Origin of the sequence: Streptomyces sp. NPDC058295, from assembly GCF_042880655.1 — a bacterium.
Lineage (GTDB): Bacteria > Actinomycetota > Actinomycetes > Streptomycetales > Streptomycetaceae > Streptomyces > Streptomyces coriariae.
The window spans coordinates 1-19,952 of sequence record NZ_JBHVYO010000026.1; the positions used below are offsets into that span (position 1 = coordinate 1).

The 19,952-nt window shown below is 74.0% G+C and carries 19 protein-coding genes and 2 pseudogenes; 14 read left to right on the forward strand and 7 right to left on the reverse strand.

All coding sequences use genetic code 11. The features are described from left to right. Positions 1-54: 54 nt before the first annotated feature. Positions 55-501, reverse strand: a complete 447-nt coding sequence (locus ACFVYS_RS26035) for an SPW repeat protein (RefSeq protein ID WP_389505703.1) — start codon at positions 499-501, stop codon at positions 55-57. 319 nt (positions 502-820) lie between these two features. Here ACFVYS_RS26035 and ACFVYS_RS26040 point away from each other — a divergent pair, with 319 nt between their 5' ends. From ACFVYS_RS26040 to ACFVYS_RS26060, 5 genes and pseudogenes are all read left to right on the forward strand, one after another. Continuing rightward, positions 821-2,062 carry an NAD(P)/FAD-dependent oxidoreductase gene (locus tag ACFVYS_RS26040; protein WP_389505910.1) on the forward strand — a complete coding sequence of 414 codons (1,242 nt, stop codon included), beginning with the start codon at positions 821-823 and terminating at the stop codon, positions 2,060-2,062. Then, entirely contained in the window at positions 2,056-2,823 is a 768-nt protein-coding gene (locus ACFVYS_RS26045) for a DUF1365 domain-containing protein (RefSeq protein WP_389505705.1), read from the forward strand. The genes ACFVYS_RS26040 and ACFVYS_RS26045 overlap by 7 nt, the downstream gene beginning before the upstream one ends. Continuing rightward, positions 2,820-4,106 carry a class I SAM-dependent methyltransferase gene (locus ACFVYS_RS26050; RefSeq protein ID WP_389505707.1) on the forward strand — a complete coding sequence of 429 codons (1,287 nt, stop codon included), beginning with the start codon at positions 2,820-2,822 and terminating at the stop codon, positions 4,104-4,106. The genes ACFVYS_RS26045 and ACFVYS_RS26050 overlap by 4 nt, the downstream gene beginning before the upstream one ends. Beyond that, positions 4,103-4,426, forward strand: a pseudogene (locus ACFVYS_RS26055) (SAM-dependent methyltransferase); the annotation flags it as partial. The gene ACFVYS_RS26050 and the pseudogene ACFVYS_RS26055, both read left to right, overlap by 4 nt. A gap of 29 nt (positions 4,427-4,455) precedes the next feature. Continuing rightward, positions 4,456-5,253, forward strand: coding sequence for a DUF1295 domain-containing protein (locus tag ACFVYS_RS26060; RefSeq protein WP_389505708.1), 798 nt, complete (start codon positions 4,456-4,458; stop codon positions 5,251-5,253). Between the two features lie 87 nt (positions 5,254-5,340). Here ACFVYS_RS26060 and ACFVYS_RS26065 read toward each other — a convergent pair whose 3' ends face one another. The 3 genes from ACFVYS_RS26065 to ACFVYS_RS26075 form a co-directional block, all read right to left on the reverse strand. Then, a complete protein-coding gene (locus ACFVYS_RS26065; RefSeq protein ID WP_389505710.1) occupies positions 5,341-6,093 on the reverse strand; it encodes an anti-sigma factor domain-containing protein in 753 nt (250 codons plus the stop codon). Next, complete coding sequence (locus ACFVYS_RS26070) at positions 6,090-6,674, reverse strand: sigma-70 family RNA polymerase sigma factor (RefSeq protein ID WP_389505711.1); 585 nt, start codon at positions 6,672-6,674, stop codon at positions 6,090-6,092. The genes ACFVYS_RS26065 and ACFVYS_RS26070 overlap by 4 nt, the downstream gene beginning before the upstream one ends. A 205-nt stretch (positions 6,675-6,879) precedes the next feature. Continuing rightward, complete coding sequence (locus ACFVYS_RS26075; protein ID WP_389505713.1) at positions 6,880-7,473, reverse strand: sigma-70 family RNA polymerase sigma factor; 594 nt, start codon at positions 7,471-7,473, stop codon at positions 6,880-6,882. A gap of 140 nt (positions 7,474-7,613) precedes the next feature. Between ACFVYS_RS26075 and ACFVYS_RS26080 the strand changes: the two genes are divergently transcribed. After that, complete coding sequence (locus tag ACFVYS_RS26080) at positions 7,614-8,570, forward strand: MerR family transcriptional regulator (RefSeq protein ID WP_389505715.1); 957 nt, start codon at positions 7,614-7,616, stop codon at positions 8,568-8,570. A 134-nt stretch (positions 8,571-8,704) separates the two neighbouring features. Then, positions 8,705-9,140: pseudogene (locus ACFVYS_RS26085) on the forward strand (LysR substrate-binding domain-containing protein); the annotation flags it as partial. Between the two features lie 16 nt (positions 9,141-9,156). Here the strand turns inward: ACFVYS_RS26085 and ACFVYS_RS26090 are convergent. Both ACFVYS_RS26090 and ACFVYS_RS26095 read right to left on the reverse strand, forming a co-directional pair. Then, the gene (locus tag ACFVYS_RS26090) at positions 9,157-10,530 is read right to left on the reverse strand and encodes a cryptochrome/photolyase family protein (RefSeq protein ID WP_389505716.1); all 1,374 of its coding nucleotides are present in this window, start codon (positions 10,528-10,530) and stop codon (positions 9,157-9,159) included. Between the two features lie 103 nt (positions 10,531-10,633). Further along, positions 10,634-12,151 carry an SDR family oxidoreductase gene (locus ACFVYS_RS26095; protein ID WP_389505718.1) on the reverse strand — a complete coding sequence of 506 codons (1,518 nt, stop codon included), beginning with the start codon at positions 12,149-12,151 and terminating at the stop codon, positions 10,634-10,636. A 124-nt stretch (positions 12,152-12,275) separates the two neighbouring features. Between ACFVYS_RS26095 and ACFVYS_RS26100 the strand changes: the two genes are divergently transcribed. The 3 genes from ACFVYS_RS26100 to ACFVYS_RS26110 all read left to right on the forward strand — a co-directional run bounded on the left by ACFVYS_RS26100 (position 12,276) and on the right by ACFVYS_RS26110 (position 15,309). Continuing rightward, positions 12,276-12,782, forward strand: a complete 507-nt coding sequence (locus tag ACFVYS_RS26100) for a MarR family winged helix-turn-helix transcriptional regulator (RefSeq protein WP_389505720.1) — start codon at positions 12,276-12,278, stop codon at positions 12,780-12,782. Positions 12,783-12,954: 172 nt separating this feature from the next. Further along, on the forward strand, positions 12,955-15,075 hold the full coding sequence (locus ACFVYS_RS26105) for an MMPL family transporter (RefSeq protein WP_389505722.1): 2,121 nt from the start codon (positions 12,955-12,957) through the stop codon (positions 15,073-15,075). Positions 15,076-15,141: 66 nt separating this feature from the next. Next, the gene (locus tag ACFVYS_RS26110) at positions 15,142-15,309 is read left to right on the forward strand and encodes a hypothetical protein (RefSeq protein ID WP_199920247.1); all 168 of its coding nucleotides are present in this window, start codon (positions 15,142-15,144) and stop codon (positions 15,307-15,309) included. Between the two features lie 58 nt (positions 15,310-15,367). Here ACFVYS_RS26110 and ACFVYS_RS26115 read toward each other — a convergent pair whose 3' ends face one another. After that, on the reverse strand, positions 15,368-16,285 hold the full coding sequence (locus ACFVYS_RS26115; protein WP_389505724.1) for a LysR family transcriptional regulator: 918 nt from the start codon (positions 16,283-16,285) through the stop codon (positions 15,368-15,370). Between the two features lie 368 nt (positions 16,286-16,653). Between ACFVYS_RS26115 and ACFVYS_RS26120 the strand changes: the two genes are divergently transcribed. The 4 genes from ACFVYS_RS26120 (at position 16,654) to ACFVYS_RS26135 (ending at position 19,878) form a co-directional block, all read left to right on the forward strand. Then, positions 16,654-16,815, forward strand: coding sequence for a hypothetical protein (locus tag ACFVYS_RS26120; protein ID WP_389505726.1), 162 nt, complete (start codon positions 16,654-16,656; stop codon positions 16,813-16,815). 61 nt (positions 16,816-16,876) lie between these two features. Beyond that, positions 16,877-17,431: an NADPH-dependent FMN reductase gene (ssuE, locus tag ACFVYS_RS26125; RefSeq protein ID WP_362272863.1), complete on the forward strand. Its 555-nt coding sequence runs from the start codon at positions 16,877-16,879 to the stop codon at positions 17,429-17,431. A gap of 8 nt (positions 17,432-17,439) precedes the next feature. After that, the gene (locus tag ACFVYS_RS26130; RefSeq protein WP_389505728.1) at positions 17,440-18,624 is read left to right on the forward strand and encodes an SfnB family sulfur acquisition oxidoreductase; all 1,185 of its coding nucleotides are present in this window, start codon (positions 17,440-17,442) and stop codon (positions 18,622-18,624) included. A gap of 111 nt (positions 18,625-18,735) precedes the next feature. Beyond that, entirely contained in the window at positions 18,736-19,878 is a 1,143-nt protein-coding gene (locus ACFVYS_RS26135; protein ID WP_389505730.1) for an LLM class flavin-dependent oxidoreductase, read from the forward strand. Positions 19,879-19,952: the final 74 nt, after the last annotated feature.

Genomic DNA, 19,952 nt, shown 5'->3' on the forward strand with positions numbered 1-19,952 from the left:
GGTCGGTCCGCACGCGCGGGCCGACCCGGCCGTCGTCCGGGGTGCGACAGGTCTCTACGGCTGAGGGGTGCCGGTGCTCCTCGCCGCGGTGGCGGTGCACATCAGCCCCAGGAGCAGGGCCAGGGCGCCGATGATGATGTTGTTGACCGCGACTCCGGCGTCCGGGCTGTCGCCGACGACCCAGGGCGCGATGATCATCCAGATGCCCAGCGCGCACATGGCCCAGCTCAGGCCGTACATCCGCGCGGGAGCCGCGGTGAAGCCGAGGGCCAGCAGACCGATCGCGATCCCGACGATCAGGTTGTGGGTCATGAGTGCCGGCTGGCTGGCGGTGTAGTGGAGGATCCACGGGGACACGGCGCAGTACAGACCGAGCAGGAACACCGGTCCGTCCACGAGCGCCACATCACGACCGCCGAGCATGCGGGCGTACCGCGCCTGCATCTCGGGAACATCGGGGTGCGTCGACATGTCACCTCTGGTGGGCGAGACGTTGGCCATGACGCGTCTCCTTCGACTCTCAGGCCCGACCGCTGCGGAGCGGTGTGCGGTAAGTGCCGCGCCTGTCCATTCTGCTCTTATTTATTCTTTATGTGTAGAGCTCGCACACACTGTTCGGTTATCCGATCATTCGTTCCTCCGGTAAAGAATCCCGGCCTCGCGCCAATCCGCTCCGGTCGCGGCCTCGGATTACCCGCGACGGCCCCGCTCCGGGGCCAGGCGGGAGGAGCTGACGATGGTGCGGACGACAGCGGCGGCCGGCGGCGAGCCGCGCGGGGGACCCGGAGCCGGATCCGACGGGCGACGGCGGACGGCGGTCGTGGGCAGCGGGGTGGGCGGGCTGACCGCCGCGCATGTGCTGGGTCGCGGAAACCGCCGGGTCACCCTCTACGAGGCCGACGACCGGCTCGGCGGACACGCCCACACCCACGACCTCACCGCACCCGACGGCCGGGTCCACCGGGTCGACTCCGGCTTCATCGTGCACAACCGCCGTACCTATCCCCACCTGCTGCGGCTCTTCGACGATCTCGGCGTCTCCACCCAGGAGTCGGAGATGAGCATGTCCGTACGGTGCGACGGCTGCGGGCTCGAGTACACCGGCGCCCGCGGTCCCGCCGGCCTCCTGGCCCGGCCGCGCAACGCCGTGCGCCTCCCCTACCTGCGCATGCTCGCCGAGGTCCCCGCCTTCCACCGCGCGGCCCGCCGACTGCTGGAACACGGAGCCGAGGACACCTTCACGCTGGGGGATTTCCTCGACCGCGAGGGCTTCTCCGCCTATTTCCGCGCGCATTTCATGACGCCGGTCGTCGCGGCCGTCTGGTCCTGCGACGCCGCCACCGCCCAGCGCTACCCGGCCGCCTATCTCTTCCGGTTCCTCGAGCACCACGGGATGCTCGCGATCGGCGGCTCCCCGGTGTGGCGCACAATGACCGGCGGCTCGCGCGAGTACGTCGACCGGGTCGCCGAGCGCCTCGACGCCGTCCGCACCGGGGCCCCCGTACGGGCCGTGCGGCGCACCCCGGACGGCGCCGAGATCACCACCGACGACGGCGTGAGCGAGGCCTACGACGCCGTGGTGATCGCCGTCCACCCGGACCAGGCGCTGCGCATGCTCGCCGACGCCACCCCGCGGGAGAAGGAGGTGCTCGGCGCGTTCCGCTACTCACGCAACGTCACCCTCCTGCACACCGACACCGCGGTCCTCCCGCGCGCCCGTCGCGCCCGGGCCTCCTGGAACTACCTGATGCCGTCCTGCGCCGCGGGCGCCGACCGCGTCCGGGTCAGCTACGACATGAACCGCCTCCAGCGGCTCGACGCGGCCGAGCCGTACGTGGTCACCCTGGGCGGCGAGGACCGCGTCGACCCCGGCCGGGTCCTCGCCCGCATGGCCTACGAACACCCCGTCTACACCCCGGAGTCGGTCGCCGCCCAGCGGGATCTGCCCGGTCTGAACACCACCGTCACCGCGTTCGCGGGCGCCTACCACGGCTGGGGGTTCCACGAGGACGGCTGCCGGTCCGGCGTGACGGCGGCGGCCGCGCTGGGGGTGCGATGGTGACCCCCCGGAGCGCGCGGGCCGAGCGGGTGGTCACCCGGACGCCCGCCCTGTACCCCTGCACGATCACCCATGTGCGCACCGCGCCCCTGCGGTACGTGCTGCGCCACCGCACCCACCTGTGGCTGGTGGACGTCGACCGCCCACCCGAACTCCCGCGTCCGCTGAGGGCGTTGACCCGCTTCGACGCGCGTGACCACTTCACCGGCGACGAGCCCGGCATCCGGGCGGGCCTGGACGCCTTCCTGGCGGCGCACGGCGTCGACCTGGCGGGCGGCCCGGTGCTCATGCTCACCCAGGCCCGCGTGTTCGGACACGTCTTCAACCCGCTCACCGTCTACTGGTGCCACGGCCCCGACGGCGAGCCGCGCTGCGTGGTCGCCGAGGTCCACAACACCTACGGCGAACGCCACTGCTATCTGCTCGACACCGATGCCGACGGCAGGGCGGGGACCGACAAGGAGTTCTACGTCTCGCCGTTCTTCCCCGTCGACGGCCACTACCGCATGCGGCTGCCCAGACCGGACGAGCGGCTCGACCTCACCGTGCACCTCGACCGCGCGGGCGGGCGCCCCTTCACCGCAACCGTGCGGGGCACGCGACGGGAAGCAACGAACGGGCGGCTGCTGCGCCAGGCGCTGCGCCGTCCCTGGTCCACCGTCGCCGTCTCCGCCGCCATCCGACTGCACGGCATCCGCCTGTACCTGCGCGGCCTGCCCGTCCGACCCCGTCCCGACCACCGCACCGGAGAGAACAACCCATGACGTACGTCGAGCCCCGCCCCGCCACCGTGCGGCGGGGCGACTGCCACGCCGTCCCGCACGTGGACGCCGCCCACTGGCCCGGGTTGGCCGCCCCGCCGTCCGCCGCCCGCGTCCGCACCGCCGTGACCGGCGCCGTCGTCCGCCGGGCACTGGACCGGCTGCCGCTGCGGGCACGCTACGCGGACGGCACCTCCGTGGGCCGGGGCGGGCCGCTGCTGGAGATCAGGGACCCGCGCGCCTTCCACGCCCGGATCGGCACCCACGGCCTGATCGGCTTCGGCGAGTCCTACATGGCCGGCGAGTGGGACGCGCCCGACCTGGTCGCCCCGCTCACCGTGCTCGCCGCCCACGCGGCCGACCTGATCCCGGCCCCGCTGCAGCGCCTGCGCGGCCGGTGGGCACCGCGACAGCCGCACCACCGGCGCAACACCCCGGACAACGCCCGCGCCAACATCAGCCGCCACTACGACCTGTCCAACGACCTCTTCACCCTGTTCCTGGACGAGACACTCACCTACTCCTCGGCGCTCTTCCGCGGCTTCCCCGCCCGCCGGGACCTGCTCGCCGCCGCCCAGCACCGCAAGATCGACCGGCTGCTCGACCTCGCGCGCGTCCAGCGCGGCACCCGGCTGCTGGAGATCGGCACCGGCTGGGGCGAACTGGCGCTCCGGGCCGCGGCGCGCGGCGCCCAGGTCACCTCGCTCACCCTCTCCGGTGAGCAGCGCGACCTGGCCCTCGCCCGGATCCGGGACGCCGGCCTCGCCGACCGGGTCACGGTCGAGCTGTGCGACTACCGCGAGGCACGCGGCAGCTATGACGCCGTCGTCAGCGTCGAGATGATCGAAGCCGTCGGCGAGGAGTTCTGGCCGGTCTACTTCCGCACCCTCGACGACCGGCTCGCCCCCGGCGGCCGGGCCGCCCTGCAGGCCATCACCATGCCCCACGAGCGGATGCTGGCCAGCCGGGACACCCACACCTGGATCCAGAAGTACATCTTCCCCGGCGGCCTGCTGCCCTCCGTCGAGGCCGTCGAACGCACGGTCCGCGACCACACCCGGCTGACCGTCGCCCGCCGCGACGGCTTCGGCGCGCACTACGCCGAGACGCTGCGGCTGTGGCGCGAACGATTCGCCGAGGTCGCCGACGAGGTCGCCGCCCTCGGCTTCGACGCCACCTTCCGCCGGATGTGGACCCTCTACCTCGCCTACTCCGAGGCCGGCTTCCGCTCCGGCTACCTCGACGTCCAGCAGTACCTGTTCGCCAAGGAGGACCCGACCCGATGACCGACGAGCGCACCGCCCGCACCATGGGGCCCCGCGCCGCCCACCGGCTCGCCGCTCTCGCCGAGGAGACGCTCGGCACGACCCTGCCCGTCCGGCTGCGCGCCTGGGACGGCAGCGAGGCGGGCCCGGCCGACGGCCCCGTCGTGGTCGTACGCTCCCGCCGCGCCCTGCGCCGCCTGCTCTGGGAACCCGGCGAACTCGGCCTGGCCCAGGCCTATGTGACCGGCGAGCTCGACATCGAGGGCGACCTCGGGCACGCGCTGCGCACCCTCTGGGCGGCCGCCCGGGGGCGGGGCCCGCACGCCCCGCGGCCCGGCCTCGAGGGCTGGTACACGGGGCTGGAGCGGTCGTGAGCGGGTTCCCCTGGGGCGCGTTCGCGCTCAACCTCGCCTGGGCCGCCGCGGCCGTCCTCGTCGTCCTGCTCGCCACCTTCGCCCTGGCCGTACGCAAGGACGTGCACCGGCTCGTGGACGTCGCCTGGGGAGTCGCCTTCACCGCCGTCGCGTTCGTGACCTGCGTGGCCTCCGCCGGGGACGGCGACACCGGGCGCCGTGTCCTGGTGACCGTCCTGACGGCCGTCTGGGGGCTGCGGCTGGCCGCGCGCATCGCGCGCCGCGGCCACGGCCACGGAGAGGACCCCCGCTACGAGGCGATGCTCGCGAAGGCGCCCGGCAGCCGGAACCTGTACGCGCTCCGCATGGTGTACCTGCTTCAGGGCGCCCTGGTGTGGCTGGTGTCGCTGCCGGTCCAGGCCGCGCAGTACGTGCCGGCGCCGATGACCGCGTTCGCCTGGGCCGGCACCGCGCTGTGGGCGGTGGGGATGTTCTTCGAGGCGGTGGGCGACGCCCAGCTGGCCCGGTTCAAGGCGGACCCGGCCACCCGGGGCCGGGTCATGGACCGCGGCCTGTGGCGCTACACCCGGCACCCCAACTACTTCGGGGACTTCTGTGTCTGGTGGGGCCTGTTCCTCATCGCGTGCGACTCCGCCGCCTCGGCCCTGGTCGGCCTCGTCTCGCCGCTCGTGATGAGCTTCCTGCTGATCCGTGGCAGCGGAAAACCGCTCCTGGAACGGCACATGGCCGAGCGGCCCGGTTACGCCGAGTACGTCTCGCGGACGAGCGGCTTCTTCCCGCGGCCGCCCAGGTGACCAGGCGCTGATCAGGCGTCGACCCTGGCGTCGACCGGGCGTCGGCCGGGCGCCGACCCGGGCCGTCGACCCGGGCGGCCGTCCCGGTCAGGCGGGGAACGGCAGCAGCGCGACGGGCTGCGAGGTGGGCTCCTTCGAGCCGCCCGCCGGCTCGACCGTGATGCCCATCGCGGACGCGCCGTCCACCGTCCCCCGCAGCACCACCGCCTGGCTCGTGCGACGCGGGTCCATCAGCCCCGCGTCGCGCATGACGCCGTGCTCGTCGAACCACAGCTGGTAGACCTTGCCGCCGGGCGGTTCGGCCATCCCGGCGGCGAGGAACACGGCACGGTCGCGGCTCGCGGACACCACCACCGTCCCCCGGGCCCCGTCCGCCAGCCGGACCGTGCGCGAGCGGGCGTCGGACGCGGCGAGCACCGCGGACAGTTCCGCGGACGCGCGCTGGGAGCGGCCGGCCTCGGTTCGGGCGTCCTCGGCGCGCTGGTACTGCCACACCGTCGTGCCGCCCAACGCGGCCGTCGCCGCCAGGCAGGCGGCCAGCATCCAGCGGGACGCCCACCACGCCCTCCGTGCCCTGCGTTCGGAGCGGTCCCAAGGCGTCCGGGCCGGGGTGGCCTGCCGGACCTCGGCGATCCGCCGCAGCACGTGGTCCCGCCCGCCGGGGGCCGGCCGTACCGACACCGCCAGCCCCAGCCGGGCGGCCGTCGCGGTGAACTCCGCGACCTCGCGGGCGCAGGCCTCGCAGTGCGCGAGATGGCGTTCGAAGGCGGCGCGCTCGCCGTCCTCCAGGGCGTGCAAGGCGTACGCGCCCGACAGCGTGTGCAGATCCGACGTGATCACGCGGTCACCCCCAGGCAGTCGCGCAGCCGGATCAGCCCGTCACGGAGCCGGGTCTTCACGGTGCCGAGCGGCACCGCCAGTGCCTCGGCGACCTGCCGGTAGGTCAGCCCCCGGTAGTAGGCGAGCTCCACGGCCTGCCGCTGGAGCTCGGTCAGGGTGCGCAGACAGCGCCGGACCTGCTCCCGTTCGAGCCGGGCCTCCACCTGTTCGATGACCTCGTCGTACTCGGGCGCGTGGTCGAGCAGGGCGGCCCGGTGCTCGCGCGCCGTCGCGGCCTGCACCGACCGGACGCGGTCGACGGCCCGCTGGTGCGCCATGGTCAGCACCCAGTTGACGGCCGAGCCGCGCTCGGGGCGGTACCGGGGAGCCGAGCGCCACACCTCCACCAGCACCTCCTGGGCCACCTCCTCGGACTGCGCCCGGTCGCGGAGCACCGCGCGCACCACCCCCAGTACCGGCCCCGCGACGAGGTCGTAGAGCCCGGCGAAGGCGTCCTGGTCGCCCAGGGCCACCGCGCCCAGCAGTTCTTGGGGATCCGGCTGGGAGGCCGGGTTCCGGCCGATGTGGACGGCTTCTTTCACGGGGGGATCCTTCGGGAGTGCGGTAGGTCCGGACGTAATCCGGTGCACGAGGGGCGGGGGATTGGTCCGCGCCCGCCATTTCCTCGGCGAAGTCGAACGCAGCGTTTGTGCGTCGAATTTCGGTTCGCCCGGGGAACGCGCGTGCGGAAGGGGGCCTCGGCCGTATCGAGCCTCAGCCGTACGGGGGCCTCGGCCGTACGGCGCCTCAGCCGTACGGCCCGGGCTCCAGAGCGCCGCGCAGCCGCAGCATGCCGCGCCGGGCGTGACTCTTGACCGTGCCCAGCGGCCAGCCCGTGCGCTCGGCGATCTGCGTCTGCGTCAGGTCCTCGTAGAAGGTCAGCCGCAGCACCTGCCGCTGGGGTGCCGGGAGCCGGGCCAGCTCGCCGCGCACCAGGACGCGGTCCAGGACCTCCTCGGGACGGCCGCGTCCCGGGTCGCGCAGGGTCAGCCAGGAACCGGCCGAGGCGACGAGTTCCTGGCGGCGGGTCCGGGCGGCCAGCGCGTCGGCGATCTTGCGCCGGGTGATGCCCACGATCCAGCCGCCGAGCGCGCCCCGCTCGGGCCGGTAGCCCGCACGACCGCTCCACACCCCGAGAAACACCTGCTGCGTGACGTCCTCGGCCTCCCTGGCGTCCCCCAGGGAACGCCAGGCGAGCGAGTGCACCAGGGCGCGCCAGCGGTGGTACACGGCGGCCAGGGACGCCTCGTCCCCCGACGCCAGGCCCCGGGCGAGTTCCTCGTCGGCGAGCGATTCCTCCGTCGGGGCGGGACAGGGTACGGCGGTCGGCTGCGGGCTCATGACGACGGCTCCTCGCGTCGGGCGGCCTGCGCTCAGGCCGGTCCGGGACGTGCTCCCGGGGCGGGCCCCGGTCACCTCATCGTGCGAGCCGCACCCCGGACCCCTCAACATGCGTCGTTTCTGCGTCGTATCGTTGCCCCATGAGCGCATTCCCGAGCCCCGACGAAGCCGGTCTGACGACCGGGGCCTTGGCCCGCCGACTGGGCGTGGCGCCCACCACCCTGCGTTCCTGGGACCGCCGGTACGGCATCGGGCCCGCCGTCCGCGCCGACGGGCGGCACCGGCGCTGGCGGGCGGCGGACGTGGCCGTACTGGAGACGATGTGCCGGCTCACCGCGTCCGGTGTGCCCCCCGCGGACGCGGCCCGCGCGGCGAAGCAGGGGGTGCTCCCGCCTGCTGCCGAACCGGCGCGCGCGGAGACCGGCCGGCCGGCCGCCCTGCCGTTCGGCGGCGACGTCCGCCAGGAGTGCCGGGGGCTGGCCCGCGCCGCCGTGCGGCTCGACGCGCCGGCCGTCGCGGAGCAACTGGCCACGGCCGTCGAACGGCACGGACTCACCGTCGCCTGGCAGGAGGTGATGGTCCCCACCCTGCACGCCGTGGGACGCAAGTGGGCCTCGTCCGGCGACCGGTACGTCGAGGTGGAGCACCTGCTGTCCTGGCATGTCTCCACCGCCCTGCGCCGCGCCACCCGCCCCGTCGTGTCGGGGGACGCGGCGGGCGGGCCGGGGCCGGTGGTGCTGGCCTGTGTACCGGGCGAGCAGCACAGCCTGCCGCTGGAGGCGTTGAACGCGGGGCTCGGCCAACTCGACGTCCCCACCCGGATGTTCGGGGCGGCCGTGCCCGTCGAGGCGCTGACCGCGGCCGTGCAGCGGCTGGGCCCGGTCGCCGTGGTCCTGTGGGCCCAGGCCCGCTCCACCGCGAGCCTGCCCCTCGCCCGGCACATCGCCGAGACCCGCTGGGGCGTCACCGGAGCCCGCCGCGCCCCGACCGTGATGCTGGCCGGCCCCGGCTGGGCAGGCCGCCCCGCCCCGGGCCTGCCCCGCCCGACCGGCCTGAGCGACGCCCTGACCCTCCTGGCAGGCACCCGCGCCCCCTGACGAGCAACGCCCACCCGCCGCGCGGCAGGCGCCCAACGACCCCGGGTCGCCGCGAGCAGTCCCCGCCCACGCCGAGCATCGTGTATGTGACGTGGACGAGCACGCCCGCGGCGACTCCGGTCGGAGACGCCGGCGCGATCCCGTTGACGGACGAGGAGTTCGTGCCGGTCGCCGCCCCGGCGTGCGCCGACCGGCTGCGCGGACCGCCGGCCGCCGACGGGCCGGCGGCACCGCACCGCGTCCCGCTGGTCACCTGCCGAGGACCTGCCCATCGCGCGCCGCTACTGGGGGCACGTCTTCGGCCGCCGTCTGCCGGGCTCCGCCGCGGTGACCGTGCCCGACCTGCGCGGTGTGCCGGCCGCGGTCGTCGCGGGGGCGGGGATCACCGTGCTGCCCCGCTGCCGCTGCCGCTGCCTCGGCGAGCCGGCCTCCGGCGCCCTCGTCCCGCTCCACGGGCCACCGGACCCGCCGATCAACACGGCGTTCCTCGTCCAGCGCCCCGGCGCGGTCGAGAACGGGGACGTGACCCGGGTCCGCGATCTCCAGCCGGCCGGGGCACCCGCCCGGTGAGGAAGGGGGCGAGTGCTCAGTCGCGTTCTCTGGCCCGCCGGAAGCGGGCGAGTCCCTCGGAGAGCTCGACGATCGGATCCGGGTAGTCGAGCGCCGCCCGGTCCGGGCCCGGCAGCTTCCACGGTTCGTGCACCGCGGGCGCCGCCACGCCCGCGAGCTCCGGCAGCCAGCGCCGTACGTACGTCCCGTCGGGGTCGTACCGCTTCGCCTGGGTGACGGGGTTGAGGACCCGGTTGGGCCGCGAATCGGTGCCGGTCCCCGCCATCCACTGCCAGTTGAGCTGGTTGTTGGCCACGTCCCCGTCGACCAGCAGATCCAGGAAGTGCCGGGCGCCGACCCGCCAGTCGACGTACAGCGTCTTGGTGAGGAAGCTCGCGGTGAGCAGCCGGCCCCGGTTGTGCATCCACCCCTCGTGGCGCAGCTGCCGCATCGCCGCATCCACCACCGGATAGCCGGTCCGGCCCGCCCGCCAGGCCGCGACGTCCTCGCCCGCCGTCCGCTCCGAACGCCAACGGTCGTGTTTGGTGCGGTAGTCGACGCTCGCCGCGTCGGGCCGGGCCGCCAGCACCTGGCGGTGGAAGTCGCGCCACGCCAGCTGCCGCACGAACGCCTCGGCGCCCGGCCCGCCCACGCGGCGTGCCCGGTGCACGAGCTCCACCGGGGACAGGGTGCCGAAGTGCAGATGCGGCGAGAGCCGGGAGGTCGCGTCGCCCGCCAGGTCGTCGTGCCGGTCCTCGTAGGCGCCGATGTCCGACCGCAGCCAGGCGCGGACCCGCTCGCGGCCCTCCTCCTCGCCCCCGGGGGCCAGCGCCGGCGAGAGTCCGGCCAGCCCCTTCCGGGTGGGCAGCTCCTCCGAACCGACCCCGTGCGGCACCCGCACGGTCCGCGGCGCGCCGAGCGGTTCGCGCAGCCGCCACCGCGACCAGTGCCGGAAGTACGGCGTGAAGACGGCGAAGTGGTCCGCGGAGGCCGGGGTCACCGCACCGGGACCGACGGCGGTCGTCACCGCCTCGTGCACATGCAGCCGTACGCCCTCCGACTCCAGGGCGCGCCGCAGCCGCTCCTCGCGGCGCCGCGCGTGCGCGCTCCCGTCGGCGGCCAGGTGGACCTCGTCCGCTTCGGCCTCGGCGGCCACCCGGCACACCTGTTCGACCAGGTCACCCGAGCGCACGACGAGCCGGCCGCCCCGCTCGCGCAGCCCCGCGTCGAGATCGCGCAGACAGTCGGCGAGGAACGCCAGCCGGTTCGGCGCGGCGAACCCGGCGCCGTCCACGGCCCGGTCGCGCACGAACAGCGGGACCACCTGCCGCGCCCCGTCGAGGGCCGCGCGCAGCGGCGGGTGGTCGTGCAGACGCAGGTCCGCGGTGAACAGGACGACCGAGACGTTCATGGCAGGGCTCCGGGGCAGGGGTTCGGACCGTCACCTGCTTCCGGCGAGCGGCGTCCGGCGGATGCAGGGGGTGAGCGGCGGGCGGGCCTCCTCGCACGGCCGGTCAGCGGACCGGCTCCCCCTCACGCGCCGTCGCGTCGGCCACCGCCGCCTGGGCGATGTTGCGGGCCATGCCGCCGAAGACGAGGGCGTGGAAGGGGGAGATGCTCCACCAGTAGGCGTGGCCGAGCAGCCCGTGCGGATGGAACAGGGCGCGCTGACGGAAGCGGGTCCGGCCGTAGGCGTCCGTCTCGGCGTACATCTCCAGCCAGGCCAGACCCGGCAGCCGCATCTCGGCCCGCAGCCGGAGCAGTTGTCCGCGTTCGATCTCCTCGACCCGCCAGAAGTCCAGCGAGTCGCCCACCCGCAACCGGGTGGCGTCCCGGCGGCCGCGGCGCAGCCCCACCCCGCCGACCAGGCGGTCGAGCCGGCCGCGGACGGCCCAGGCGAGCGGGAAGGAGTACCAGCCGTTGTCGCCGCCGATGCCCTCGATCACCCGCCACAGGGACTCCCGAGGAGCGTCGACGACCAGTTCGCGGACGTCGGTGTAGAGGCTGCCGCCCGCCCAGCCGGGGTCGGTGGGCAGCGGGTCGCTGGGGGCGCCCGGGAAGGACGCGGAGGACCACCGGGTGGCGACCCGTGCTTCCCGCACGCTGCGCAGAGCGAGCCTGACGGCCTCGTCGAAGCCGAGCGGATGGCCGGGCGGGTCCGGCACGTACCGGGCGATGTCGCGCTCGTGGCAGATCACCTCGTGCCGCAGCGACTCGGTGAGCGGCCGCGCGATCGAGGCCGGGACCGGGGTCACCAGCCCGACCCAGTGGCTGGACAGCCGGGGGGTGAGTACCGGCACGGACAGGATGAGCCGGCGGGGCAGTTCGGCGATGGCGGCGTAGCGGATCATCATCTCGCGGTACGTCAGGACGTCCGGCCCGCCGATGTCGAAGGCCCGGCTGACGTCGTCCGGCATCCCGGCGGAGCCGACGAGGGCGCGCAGCACGTCGCGGACGGCCACGGGCTGGATCCGGGTGTGCACCCAGCTCGGGGTGACCATCACCGGCAGCCGCTCGGTCAGATAGCGCAGCATCTCGAAGGAGACCGAGCCCGAGCCGATCACGACCGCGGCCCGCAGCACGGTGGTGGGCACCCTCGAGTGCAGCAGGATCCTCCCCACCTCGGCCCGTGAGCGCAGATGCGGCGAGAGCTCCCGCTCGGGCACCCCGGCGGGTGTGAGGCCGCCGAGGTAGACGATGCGGCGCACGCCCGCCGCCCGCGCCTGCTCCCCGAAGATCCGTGCCGCCCGCCGGTCGGTCTCCTCGAAGTCCTCGCCGGTGCCCAGCGCGTGCACCAGGTAGTACGCGACGTCGACGCCCCGCAGGGCCGCCGCGACCGACTCGGCGTCCGTGACGTCGCCGCGCACCCGGTCGACGTCGCCGGCCCACTCGTGGTCGCGCAGCCGGTCGGGGGAGCGGGCCAGACAGCGCACCCGGTGGCCCGCCGCCAGCAGCTCCGGGACGAGCCGGCCGCCGATGTATCCCGTGGCGCCGGTCACCAGGCACAGTGTGCCCCGGCCGTCTGCGGTCATGAGTCCTCGCTCCTTCGCGTCGGTGGCTCTCTCGCAGATCGCTTCCACGCGCGGGAGCGCCGCGGATGCGGCGGGGACTTGTGCGCACGAACGAGTGATCGCGGACGGCGACTACGCTGGCCCCGTGGCCACAGCGAACGACCGTGAGGGGCGGGTGCCGGGACAGCCGTCCGAGGCCTCCGCGGCGCCGACCGACCTGCATGCCTTCGCCGTTCGGCTGCGGCGGATGAACGGCGAGATCAACCGGCTGACGCACGCGTTCGCGGGCGACCAGGGGCTGCATGCGACGGACGTCCAGGCGCTCGCCGCGATCCTGGACGCCGACGGGCCGATGACCCCGAAGCGACTGCGCGAGCACCTCGGGCTCACCTCCGGCGCCGTCACCGCGTGCGTGGACCGGCTGGAGCGCGCGGGGCACATCCGCCGGGTCCGGGAGAGCGCCGACCGCAGGGTGGTCCACCTGTACTACGCGGCCGACGCCAAGTCGGTGGCCCGCACCTACTTCCGGCCGCTGGCCGAGGCGACCCGGGCCGCGCGCTCGCGGTTCACCGAGGACGAGCTGTCGGTGGTGCTGCGCTTCCTCACGGCGATGGGCGAGGAACTGTCCGGGATCACTCCTCCCGGGCGCTGAAAAAGCCGCGGTCCGTCGCATCCGGGGACCGGCCCGGGACAGAAGGACAGGCAACGTCTAAGATCACTCGGCGGCAACTTACTCAATCATTGAGATTGTTTGTTGTCGAGATACCTCTGGTGGCCATCGAGCTACCCCTGCCCGAGCCCTTTCCTTCCGGAGCTGGAGAACGATGTCCACCACCCTCCGACGCGCCCGCCGGCTCGTCCCGGTCCTCCTCGTCGCCGTGTGGCTCGGCGTCGGCGGCGTCCTCGGTCCCTACGCCGGACGGCTGGGCGAGGTCGCCACCAACGACCAGGCCGCCTTCCTGCCCCGCAGCGCCGAGTCCACGCAGGTCATCGCCGCGCAACGCGCCTTCCGGCAGAACGAGACCCTCCCGGCGATCGTCGTCTGGACCGCGGGCACCGGAGCCGGAGCCGACGGGACCGGGATCGAGGACCGGCTGGACGCCGCCGGCCGGGCGCTCGCCTCCCTCGCCGACGACCGGGGCGTGTCCGGTGACGTGTCGCCCGCACTGCTCTCCGAGGACGGGGAGGCCGTCGAGGGCGTGGTTCCCCTGCGCCCCGACCTCGGGGACGACCTCGCAACCACCCTCGACCGGATCCGCGCCGCCGCCGAACGCGTCCCCGGCACGACGGTCCGACTGGCCGGACCGGCCGCGACCCAGGCCGACCTGTCCGACGCCTTCGCGGGCATCGACGGACTGCTGCTCGGCGTCGCGCTGGCCACCGTCCTCGTCATCCTGCTGCTCGTGTACCGCAGCGTGCTGCTCCCGCTGGTGATCATCCTCGGCGCGGTCTTCGCGCTCGGCCTCGCCTGCGCGGTCGTCTACGCACTCGCCGACCACGACGTGGTGCGCGTCGACGGCCAGGTCCAGGGCATCCTCTCGATCCTCGTGATCGGCGCCGCCACCGACTACGCCCTGCTGCTCACCGCCCGCTACCGGGAGGAACTCGCCGCGCGCACCGACCGGTTCGCCGCCATCACGGCCGCGCTGCGCAAGTCCTGGGGCGCCGTGGTTGCCAGCGCCGCGACCGTCGCCCTGGGACTGCTCGCCCTGCTGCTCAGCGACCTCACCAACAACCGCGCCCTCGGGCCCGTCGGTGCCATCGGCATCGGCTGCGCCGTGCTCAGTACGCTGACCTTCCTGCCCGCCGTCCTCGTCCTGCTCGGCAAGGCCGCCTACTGGCCCGCCCGTATGACGACCGGCGGTGCGGGCCACGGCGTCTGGCGGCGCGTCGCCGCCCTCGTCGACCGGGCCCCGCGCCGGGTCTGGGCGGTGACGCTCGCCGTCCTGCTGGCCGGGGCCGCCTTCGCCCCGACGCTCGCCTCCAAGGGCGTACCCCTCGACGAGACCTTCGTGAACGACGCACCCTCCGTCGCCGCGCAGGAGACCCTGGGCCGGCACTTCCCCGGCGGCTCCGGCAACCCCACCGTGGTCGTCGCGGACGCCGACCGGCTGGCGGAGGTCCTCGGCGCGGCCCGGGACACCGAGGGGGTCGCCTCGGCGGCCGGGGCCACCGCCTCGGGCCGGCCGGGCGGCGAACCCCTGGTGGTCGACGGGCGGGTCCGGGTCGATGTCACCCTCGACTCCGCCGCGGACGGCGACGCCGCCCTGCGGACCGTGGCGCGCCTGCGCACCTCCCTGCACGCCGTCCCCGGCGCGGACGCCCTCGTCGGCGGCTACACGGCCCAGCGGTACGACACCCTGCGCACCGCCGAACGCGACCGCACCCTCATCGTCCCCGTCGTCCTCGCCATCATCTTCCTCATCCTGACGGTCCTGCTGCGCTCGCTGCTGATGCCCGCGCTGCTGGTGGCCACGGTGGCGCTGAACTTCCTCGCCACCCTGGGCGTCTCCGGTCTCGTGTTCCGGCACGTGTTCGGCTTCAGCGGCACCGACCCGTCCGTGCCGCTGTACGGCTTCGTCTTCCTGGTGGCGCTGGGCGTCGACTACAACATCTTCCTCATGTCCCGGGTGCGTGAGGAGTCCCTGCGGCACGGCGTCCGCGAGGGCGTCCTGCGGGGTCTGGTCACCACCGGCGGCGTCATCACCTCGGCCGGTGTGGTACTCGCCGCCACGTTCGCCGCGCTCGGAGTGATCCCGCTGGCCTTCCTCGCCCAGATCGCCTTCATCGTCGCCTTCGGCGTGCTGCTCGACACGCTCGTGGTACGCTCGCTGCTGGTGCCCGCGCTGGTGCGGGACATCGGCACCCCCGCCTGGTGGCCGGGACGACTCGGCCGCGGCGGCGACCGGGCAGGTGACGAGCCGTCGGCACGAAACGGAACATGACCGCGCCGATCCAGGGCAACAGAACCCCCAGAGATTGTCCGTTTCGCACGGGAGGTGTCTGCAGCTATGGGCGCGAAGGTGTTGGAGCGATTCCCCGCAGGATCCCCGCGAGGATCGTGGCCGGCGGAGGAGTACGCGGCGCGGCGGCGGGCCGAGGGGGAGCCCGCGACCGTGGTCATGGACCTGAAGTCGGACGCCTTCCTCGTCGTGGTCCCGCTCGGCGACGAGGACTGAGCCGCCAGCGGGCACGCGCGGCCCCGGCGCGACGGGACGGCCACCTCCACGGCCGTCCCTACGGCGCCTCGGGCGTCGCGCTCAGCGCCCGTGCCGTGCGCACGAAGACCTCGTGCAGGTCCCGTGCGGCCTGGGGTACGGACTCCGCCCGCCGCCGTTGCAGCATCAGCAGCACCCGGGTCGTGTCGCCGCTGATCGGCCGGTGGATGAGTGTCCCGCGCCGCTCCAGCGGATCGCCGATCACACTGAAGTCGGGCAGGACGGTCGCGCCCAGCCCCTCGGCCACCATCAGCTTGCCCATCTCCGCCCCGTCGGTGGAGTACGCGAAGGACAGGCCGCGCCCGTCGAGCAGCCGGTGGACGTAGCGATGCATGACATAGCCCGACCGCATCCCGATCAGCGGTACGTCGAGCAGGTCGTCCACCGACACCGACGGCGCGGAGGCCAGCGGGCTGTCGGGGCGCATGCACACCACCGGCCGGCCGCGCAGCAGCTCGGTCGACTCGAACTCGGCCGGCACGTCGTCGCCCTCCAGATGGTTGACCAGGCCCAGGTCGAACCCGCCCTCCAGCAGGGTCCGGTGGATGTCGGTCTGCTGGGCGCCCACCACCTCCACCTGGGTGACCGGATGCGTGGCGCGGAACTCCCGGACCACCGGGAGGAGCAGCGGGACGGTCGCCGCGTTCACCGTGCCGACCCGCACCATCCGGCTGATCCGGTGCCGCTCGCCCGCCGCCGAGCGCAGCCGGTCCACCGCGTCCAGCACCCCGATGATGTGCGGCAGGAGTTCCCGGCCCGACGCGCTCATGGTCGCACCGGACCGTTTGCGCTCCAGGAGATCCACCCCGAGTTCACGTTCCAGGTTCCGCACGGTCTCGCTCAACGCGGGCTGGGAAAGCCGTAGTTCCTCGGCGGCCCGACGCAACGAACCGAGTCGGGTGACGGCCGCGATGTATTCCAGCTGTTCGGTACGCACGACGGAAGAATGCGCGCCCGTTCGGCGCCCGTTCAAGGGTTTCCCTGTCACGCCTTCGTGAAATTCAATGGTCCGCTATACGAGACCGGTCGGGTTTGCCTTGACTGCCGTCGCAGGCTGCTGCCACGATCGAGGACATGAAGATGCGACTGGACCTCACGCGGCGACGCCATGTCGACCTCGCGCGCGTCTTCAGCGCCTCCTGTTGCGCCGCGGCCTGATCCTCCCTCGCGATCCGCCGCGCTTTTCCTTTTTCCCCCACCTGAATTCACCGCGCCCGCCGGCCCTTTGGCGTCCGCACCCTGTCGGCGCCACCGCTTCCGGTGAATTCGGTGTGCCGGAAAGCAATTCCGCACCAGGAGTTCCGCATGCCCGCCGCGGAGGCGCGCCTCCCCGAGACGCGGGAAGAGTCCGTCTCCGCGTATCCGACCGTCCCCGCACGCTCCACGACCCAGGCGCCCACGAGCGCCGCGAGGCCGGCCCGCCGGGTCCTCGAGGGCGAACGGCCCGCACCCGCCCGGTACTTCTGACCGCTCCCACCGGAGCGCCCCGCCCTGCCGGGGTGCCCCGGGCTCCTTCGAAAGAGGACCCATGGCCACCGTCCTGTCCGTCTCCGGCAGCCCTTCCGCCTCCTCCCGCACCGGCCGCCTGCTGCGCCACCTCGACCAGCGGCTCGCCGTCCAGGGGCACGAGGTGATCCCGCTCGACGTCCGTACGATCCCGGCCGAGGCCCTGCTCGGCGCGGACTTCCGCCACCCGGCGATCGTCGAGGCCACCGAGCTCTTCGCGCGCGCCGACGGTGTCATCGTGGGCACCCCGGTCTACAAGGCGTCCTACTCCGGTGTCCTCAAGGCGCTCCTCGACCTGCTCCCGCAGTACGCGCTCACCGGCAAGACGGTCCTGCCGCTGGCCACCGGCGGATCCACCGCCCACGTCCTCGCCATCGACTACGCCCTGCGTCCCGTGCTCAACTCCATGGGCGCGGCCCACATCGTGCAGGGCTGGTTCACCCTGGACAAGGACATCACCGCCCACGAGGACGGCTCCGTCACGGTCGCCCCGACCGCCACCGAGGCGCTCACCCACGTCGTCGACCAGTTCTCGGCCGCGCTCGGGCGGACGCCGTACCTGGCCGCGGCGAGCTGAGCGGCACGATGTCCGCCCATGTCATCGCGGACGACGCCGAGGCCCTCGCCGTCGCCGCCTCGCTGGCCGAGGAGTTCCGCGCCGGAGCCTCGGTACGCGACGCCGAACGGCGGCTGCCCCGCGCCGAGTTGGACAAGCTGTCGGCCTCCGGTCTGCTCGCCGTCACCGTCCCCTCCGACCACGGCGGGGCGGATGTCGGCGCCCTGACCCTCGCGGAGATCTTCCGTCTGCTCGGCACCGCCGACGGCAGCCTCGCCCAGATCCCGCAGAGCCATTTCGCCTACGTCAATGTGATCCGTCGTCAGGGCACGTCGGAGCAGCGGAAGTTCTTCTTCGCCGAGCTGCTCGCCGGCCGGCGCTTCGGCAACGCCCAGTCGGAGGCCGGCGGCAAGCACGTCCAGGACATCCGCACCCGTCTGGTGTCCCGGCCGGACGGCTCGTACGTCCTGACCGGCGTCAAGCACTACTCCACCGGCGCCCTCTTCGCCGACTGGATCCCGGTGCTGGCCCGGGCCGAGGACGGCAGACTGCACGTCGCGTACGTGCCGTCCGACGCGCCCGGCCTCACCGTGATCGACGACTGGGACGGGCTGGGCCAGCGGACGACGGCCGGCGGCACCGTCCGCCTGGACGGCGTGCCGGTACCGGGTGACCGGGTCCTGCCGCACCACCTCACCTTCGAGGGACCGCAACTCCATGGCGCTGTAGCCCAGTTGCTGCACTCCGCGATCGACGCGGGGATCGCCGCGGGCGCGCTCGTCGAGGCGGTGGAGTTCGTGCGGACGAAGAGCCGGCCGTGGTTCGAGAGCGGCGTCGAGGCGGCCGCCGAGGATCCGCTGCTGATCCAGCGGTTCGGTGAACTCGACCTGGAGGTGAGGGCGTCGGATGCGCTGCTGCGCGAGGCCGCCCGGGCGGTCGACACGGCGCGCGCCGATCTCACCGACGGCACGGCCGCCGAGGCGTCCCTCGCGGTCGCCGCCGCGAAGGTACAGGCGGCACGGGCGGCGGTGGAGGTCTCCAGCGCCCTGTTCGAGGTGTCCGGGACCCGGTCCGCCCTCGCCTCGCTCAATCTGCACCGGCATTGGCGCGACGCCCGCACCCACACCCTGCACGATCCGACCCGCTGGAAGATCCAGCATCTCGGGCGGTTCGTGCTGAACGGCACCCGGCCACCGCGCCACGGCCTGCTCTAGCCCGCAACGGACCGCCCGGCCGCCCGGGCCCGGCAGACCCGCGACCCGGCAGACCCGCAGCCCGGCAGCCCGGCAGCCCGGCAGACGGACATTCCCGATCGGAGACCCCCCGTGTCCCTCACGTTCCACTGGTTCCTCCCCACCAACGGCGACAGCCGCCATGTCGTCGGCGGCGGCCACGGCACCCCCGCCACCGCCTCCGGAAGGGACCGGCCGCCGACGGTCGCCTACCTGAGCCAGATCGCCCGCGCCGCGGAGGACCTCGGCTTCCTGGGCGTGCTCACCCCCACCGGGGCCTGGTGCGAGGACGCCTGGCTGACCACGGCCATGGTCAGCCAGCACACCGAGCGGCTCAAGTTCCTGGTCGCGTTCCGGCCCGGCTTCGTCTCGCCGACGCTCGCCGCGCAGATGGCCTCCACCTTCCAGCGGCAGACCGGCGGACGGCTCCTGCTCAACGTCGTCACCGGCGGCGAGAGCCACGAGCAGCGGGCCTACGGCGACTTCCTGGACAAGGACGATCGCTATCGCAGGACCGGTGAGTTCCTGCGGATCGTCAGGGAGTTGTGGGAGGGCAAGACCGTCGACCTGGAGGGCGAGCATCTCCGGGTCGAGGACGCGAAGCTGGCCCGGGTGCCGGATCCGGTGCCCGAGGTGTACTTCGGCGGCTCCTCGCCGATCGCCGGCGAGATCGCCGCGAAGTACGTCGATGTGTACCTCACCTGGGGCGAGCCGCCGGCCCAGGTCGCGGAGAAGATCGCCTGGATCCGGGGGCTCGCGGCGAAGCAGGGGCGGACGCTCCGGTTCGGCATCCGGCTCCATGTCATCACCCGCGACACCTCGGAGGAGGCCTGGGCGGAGGCGGATCGGCTGCTCGCCGGGTTCGACGCGGAGACCGTGCGCTCCGTCCAGGCCGGGCTCGCGCGCAGTGAGTCCGAGGGCCAGCGGCGGATGCTCGCGCTGCACGGCGGCGGCAGCCGGGACGGGCTCGAGATCCATCCCCACCTCTGGGCCGGGATCGGCCTGGTCCGCGGCGGCGCGGGAACCGCGCTGGTGGGCAGCCACGCGGAGGTCGCCGGACTGATCAAGGAGTACGCGGCGCTGGGGATCGAGGAGTTCGTGCTGTCCGGGTACCCGCACCTGGAAGAGGCGTACTGGTTCGGGGAGGGCGTGCTGCCCCGGCTGGCCGGGGAGGGGCTGTGGGACCACCCCGCCGGGAAGCAGGTGGCGTCGGTGCAGGTGCCCTTCGCCGGCTGAGCGGGGCGTCCGGGGGCGCCGGCGCGTGCGGAAGGTGGGTGGTCGGAACATGGCTGGTGGGAACGAAGGCGGTT

Bases quoted from the DNA above. Each gene is read 5' to 3' on its own strand.
- ACFVYS_RS26120 (WP_389505726.1), top strand. From the start codon at position 16,654: ATGCCCGCCGCGGAGGCGCGCCTCCCCGAGACGCGGGAAGAGTCCGTC.
- ACFVYS_RS26035 (WP_389505703.1), bottom strand. From the start codon at position 501: ATGGCCAACGTCTCGCCCACCAGAGGTGACATGTCGACGCACCCCGAT.
- ACFVYS_RS26095 (WP_389505718.1), bottom strand. From the start codon at position 12,151: ATGACCGCAGACGGCCGGGGCACACTGTGCCTGGTGACCGGCGCCACG.
- ACFVYS_RS26105 (WP_389505722.1), top strand. From the start codon at position 12,955: ATGTCCACCACCCTCCGACGCGCCCGCCGGCTCGTCCCGGTCCTCCTC.
- ACFVYS_RS26045 (WP_389505705.1), top strand. From the start codon at position 2,056: ATGGTGACCCCCCGGAGCGCGCGGGCCGAGCGGGTGGTCACCCGGACG.
- ACFVYS_RS26080 (WP_389505715.1), top strand. From the start codon at position 7,614: ATGAGCGCATTCCCGAGCCCCGACGAAGCCGGTCTGACGACCGGGGCC.
- ssuE (WP_362272863.1), top strand. From the start codon at position 16,877: ATGGCCACCGTCCTGTCCGTCTCCGGCAGCCCTTCCGCCTCCTCCCGC.
- ACFVYS_RS26090 (WP_389505716.1), bottom strand. From the start codon at position 10,530: ATGAACGTCTCGGTCGTCCTGTTCACCGCGGACCTGCGTCTGCACGAC.
- ACFVYS_RS26130 (WP_389505728.1), top strand. From the start codon at position 17,440: ATGTCCGCCCATGTCATCGCGGACGACGCCGAGGCCCTCGCCGTCGCC.
- ACFVYS_RS26075 (WP_389505713.1), bottom strand. From the start codon at position 7,473: ATGAGCCCGCAGCCGACCGCCGTACCCTGTCCCGCCCCGACGGAGGAA.
- ACFVYS_RS26050 (WP_389505707.1), top strand. From the start codon at position 2,820: ATGACGTACGTCGAGCCCCGCCCCGCCACCGTGCGGCGGGGCGACTGC.
- ACFVYS_RS26110 (WP_199920247.1), top strand. From the start codon at position 15,142: ATGGGCGCGAAGGTGTTGGAGCGATTCCCCGCAGGATCCCCGCGAGGA.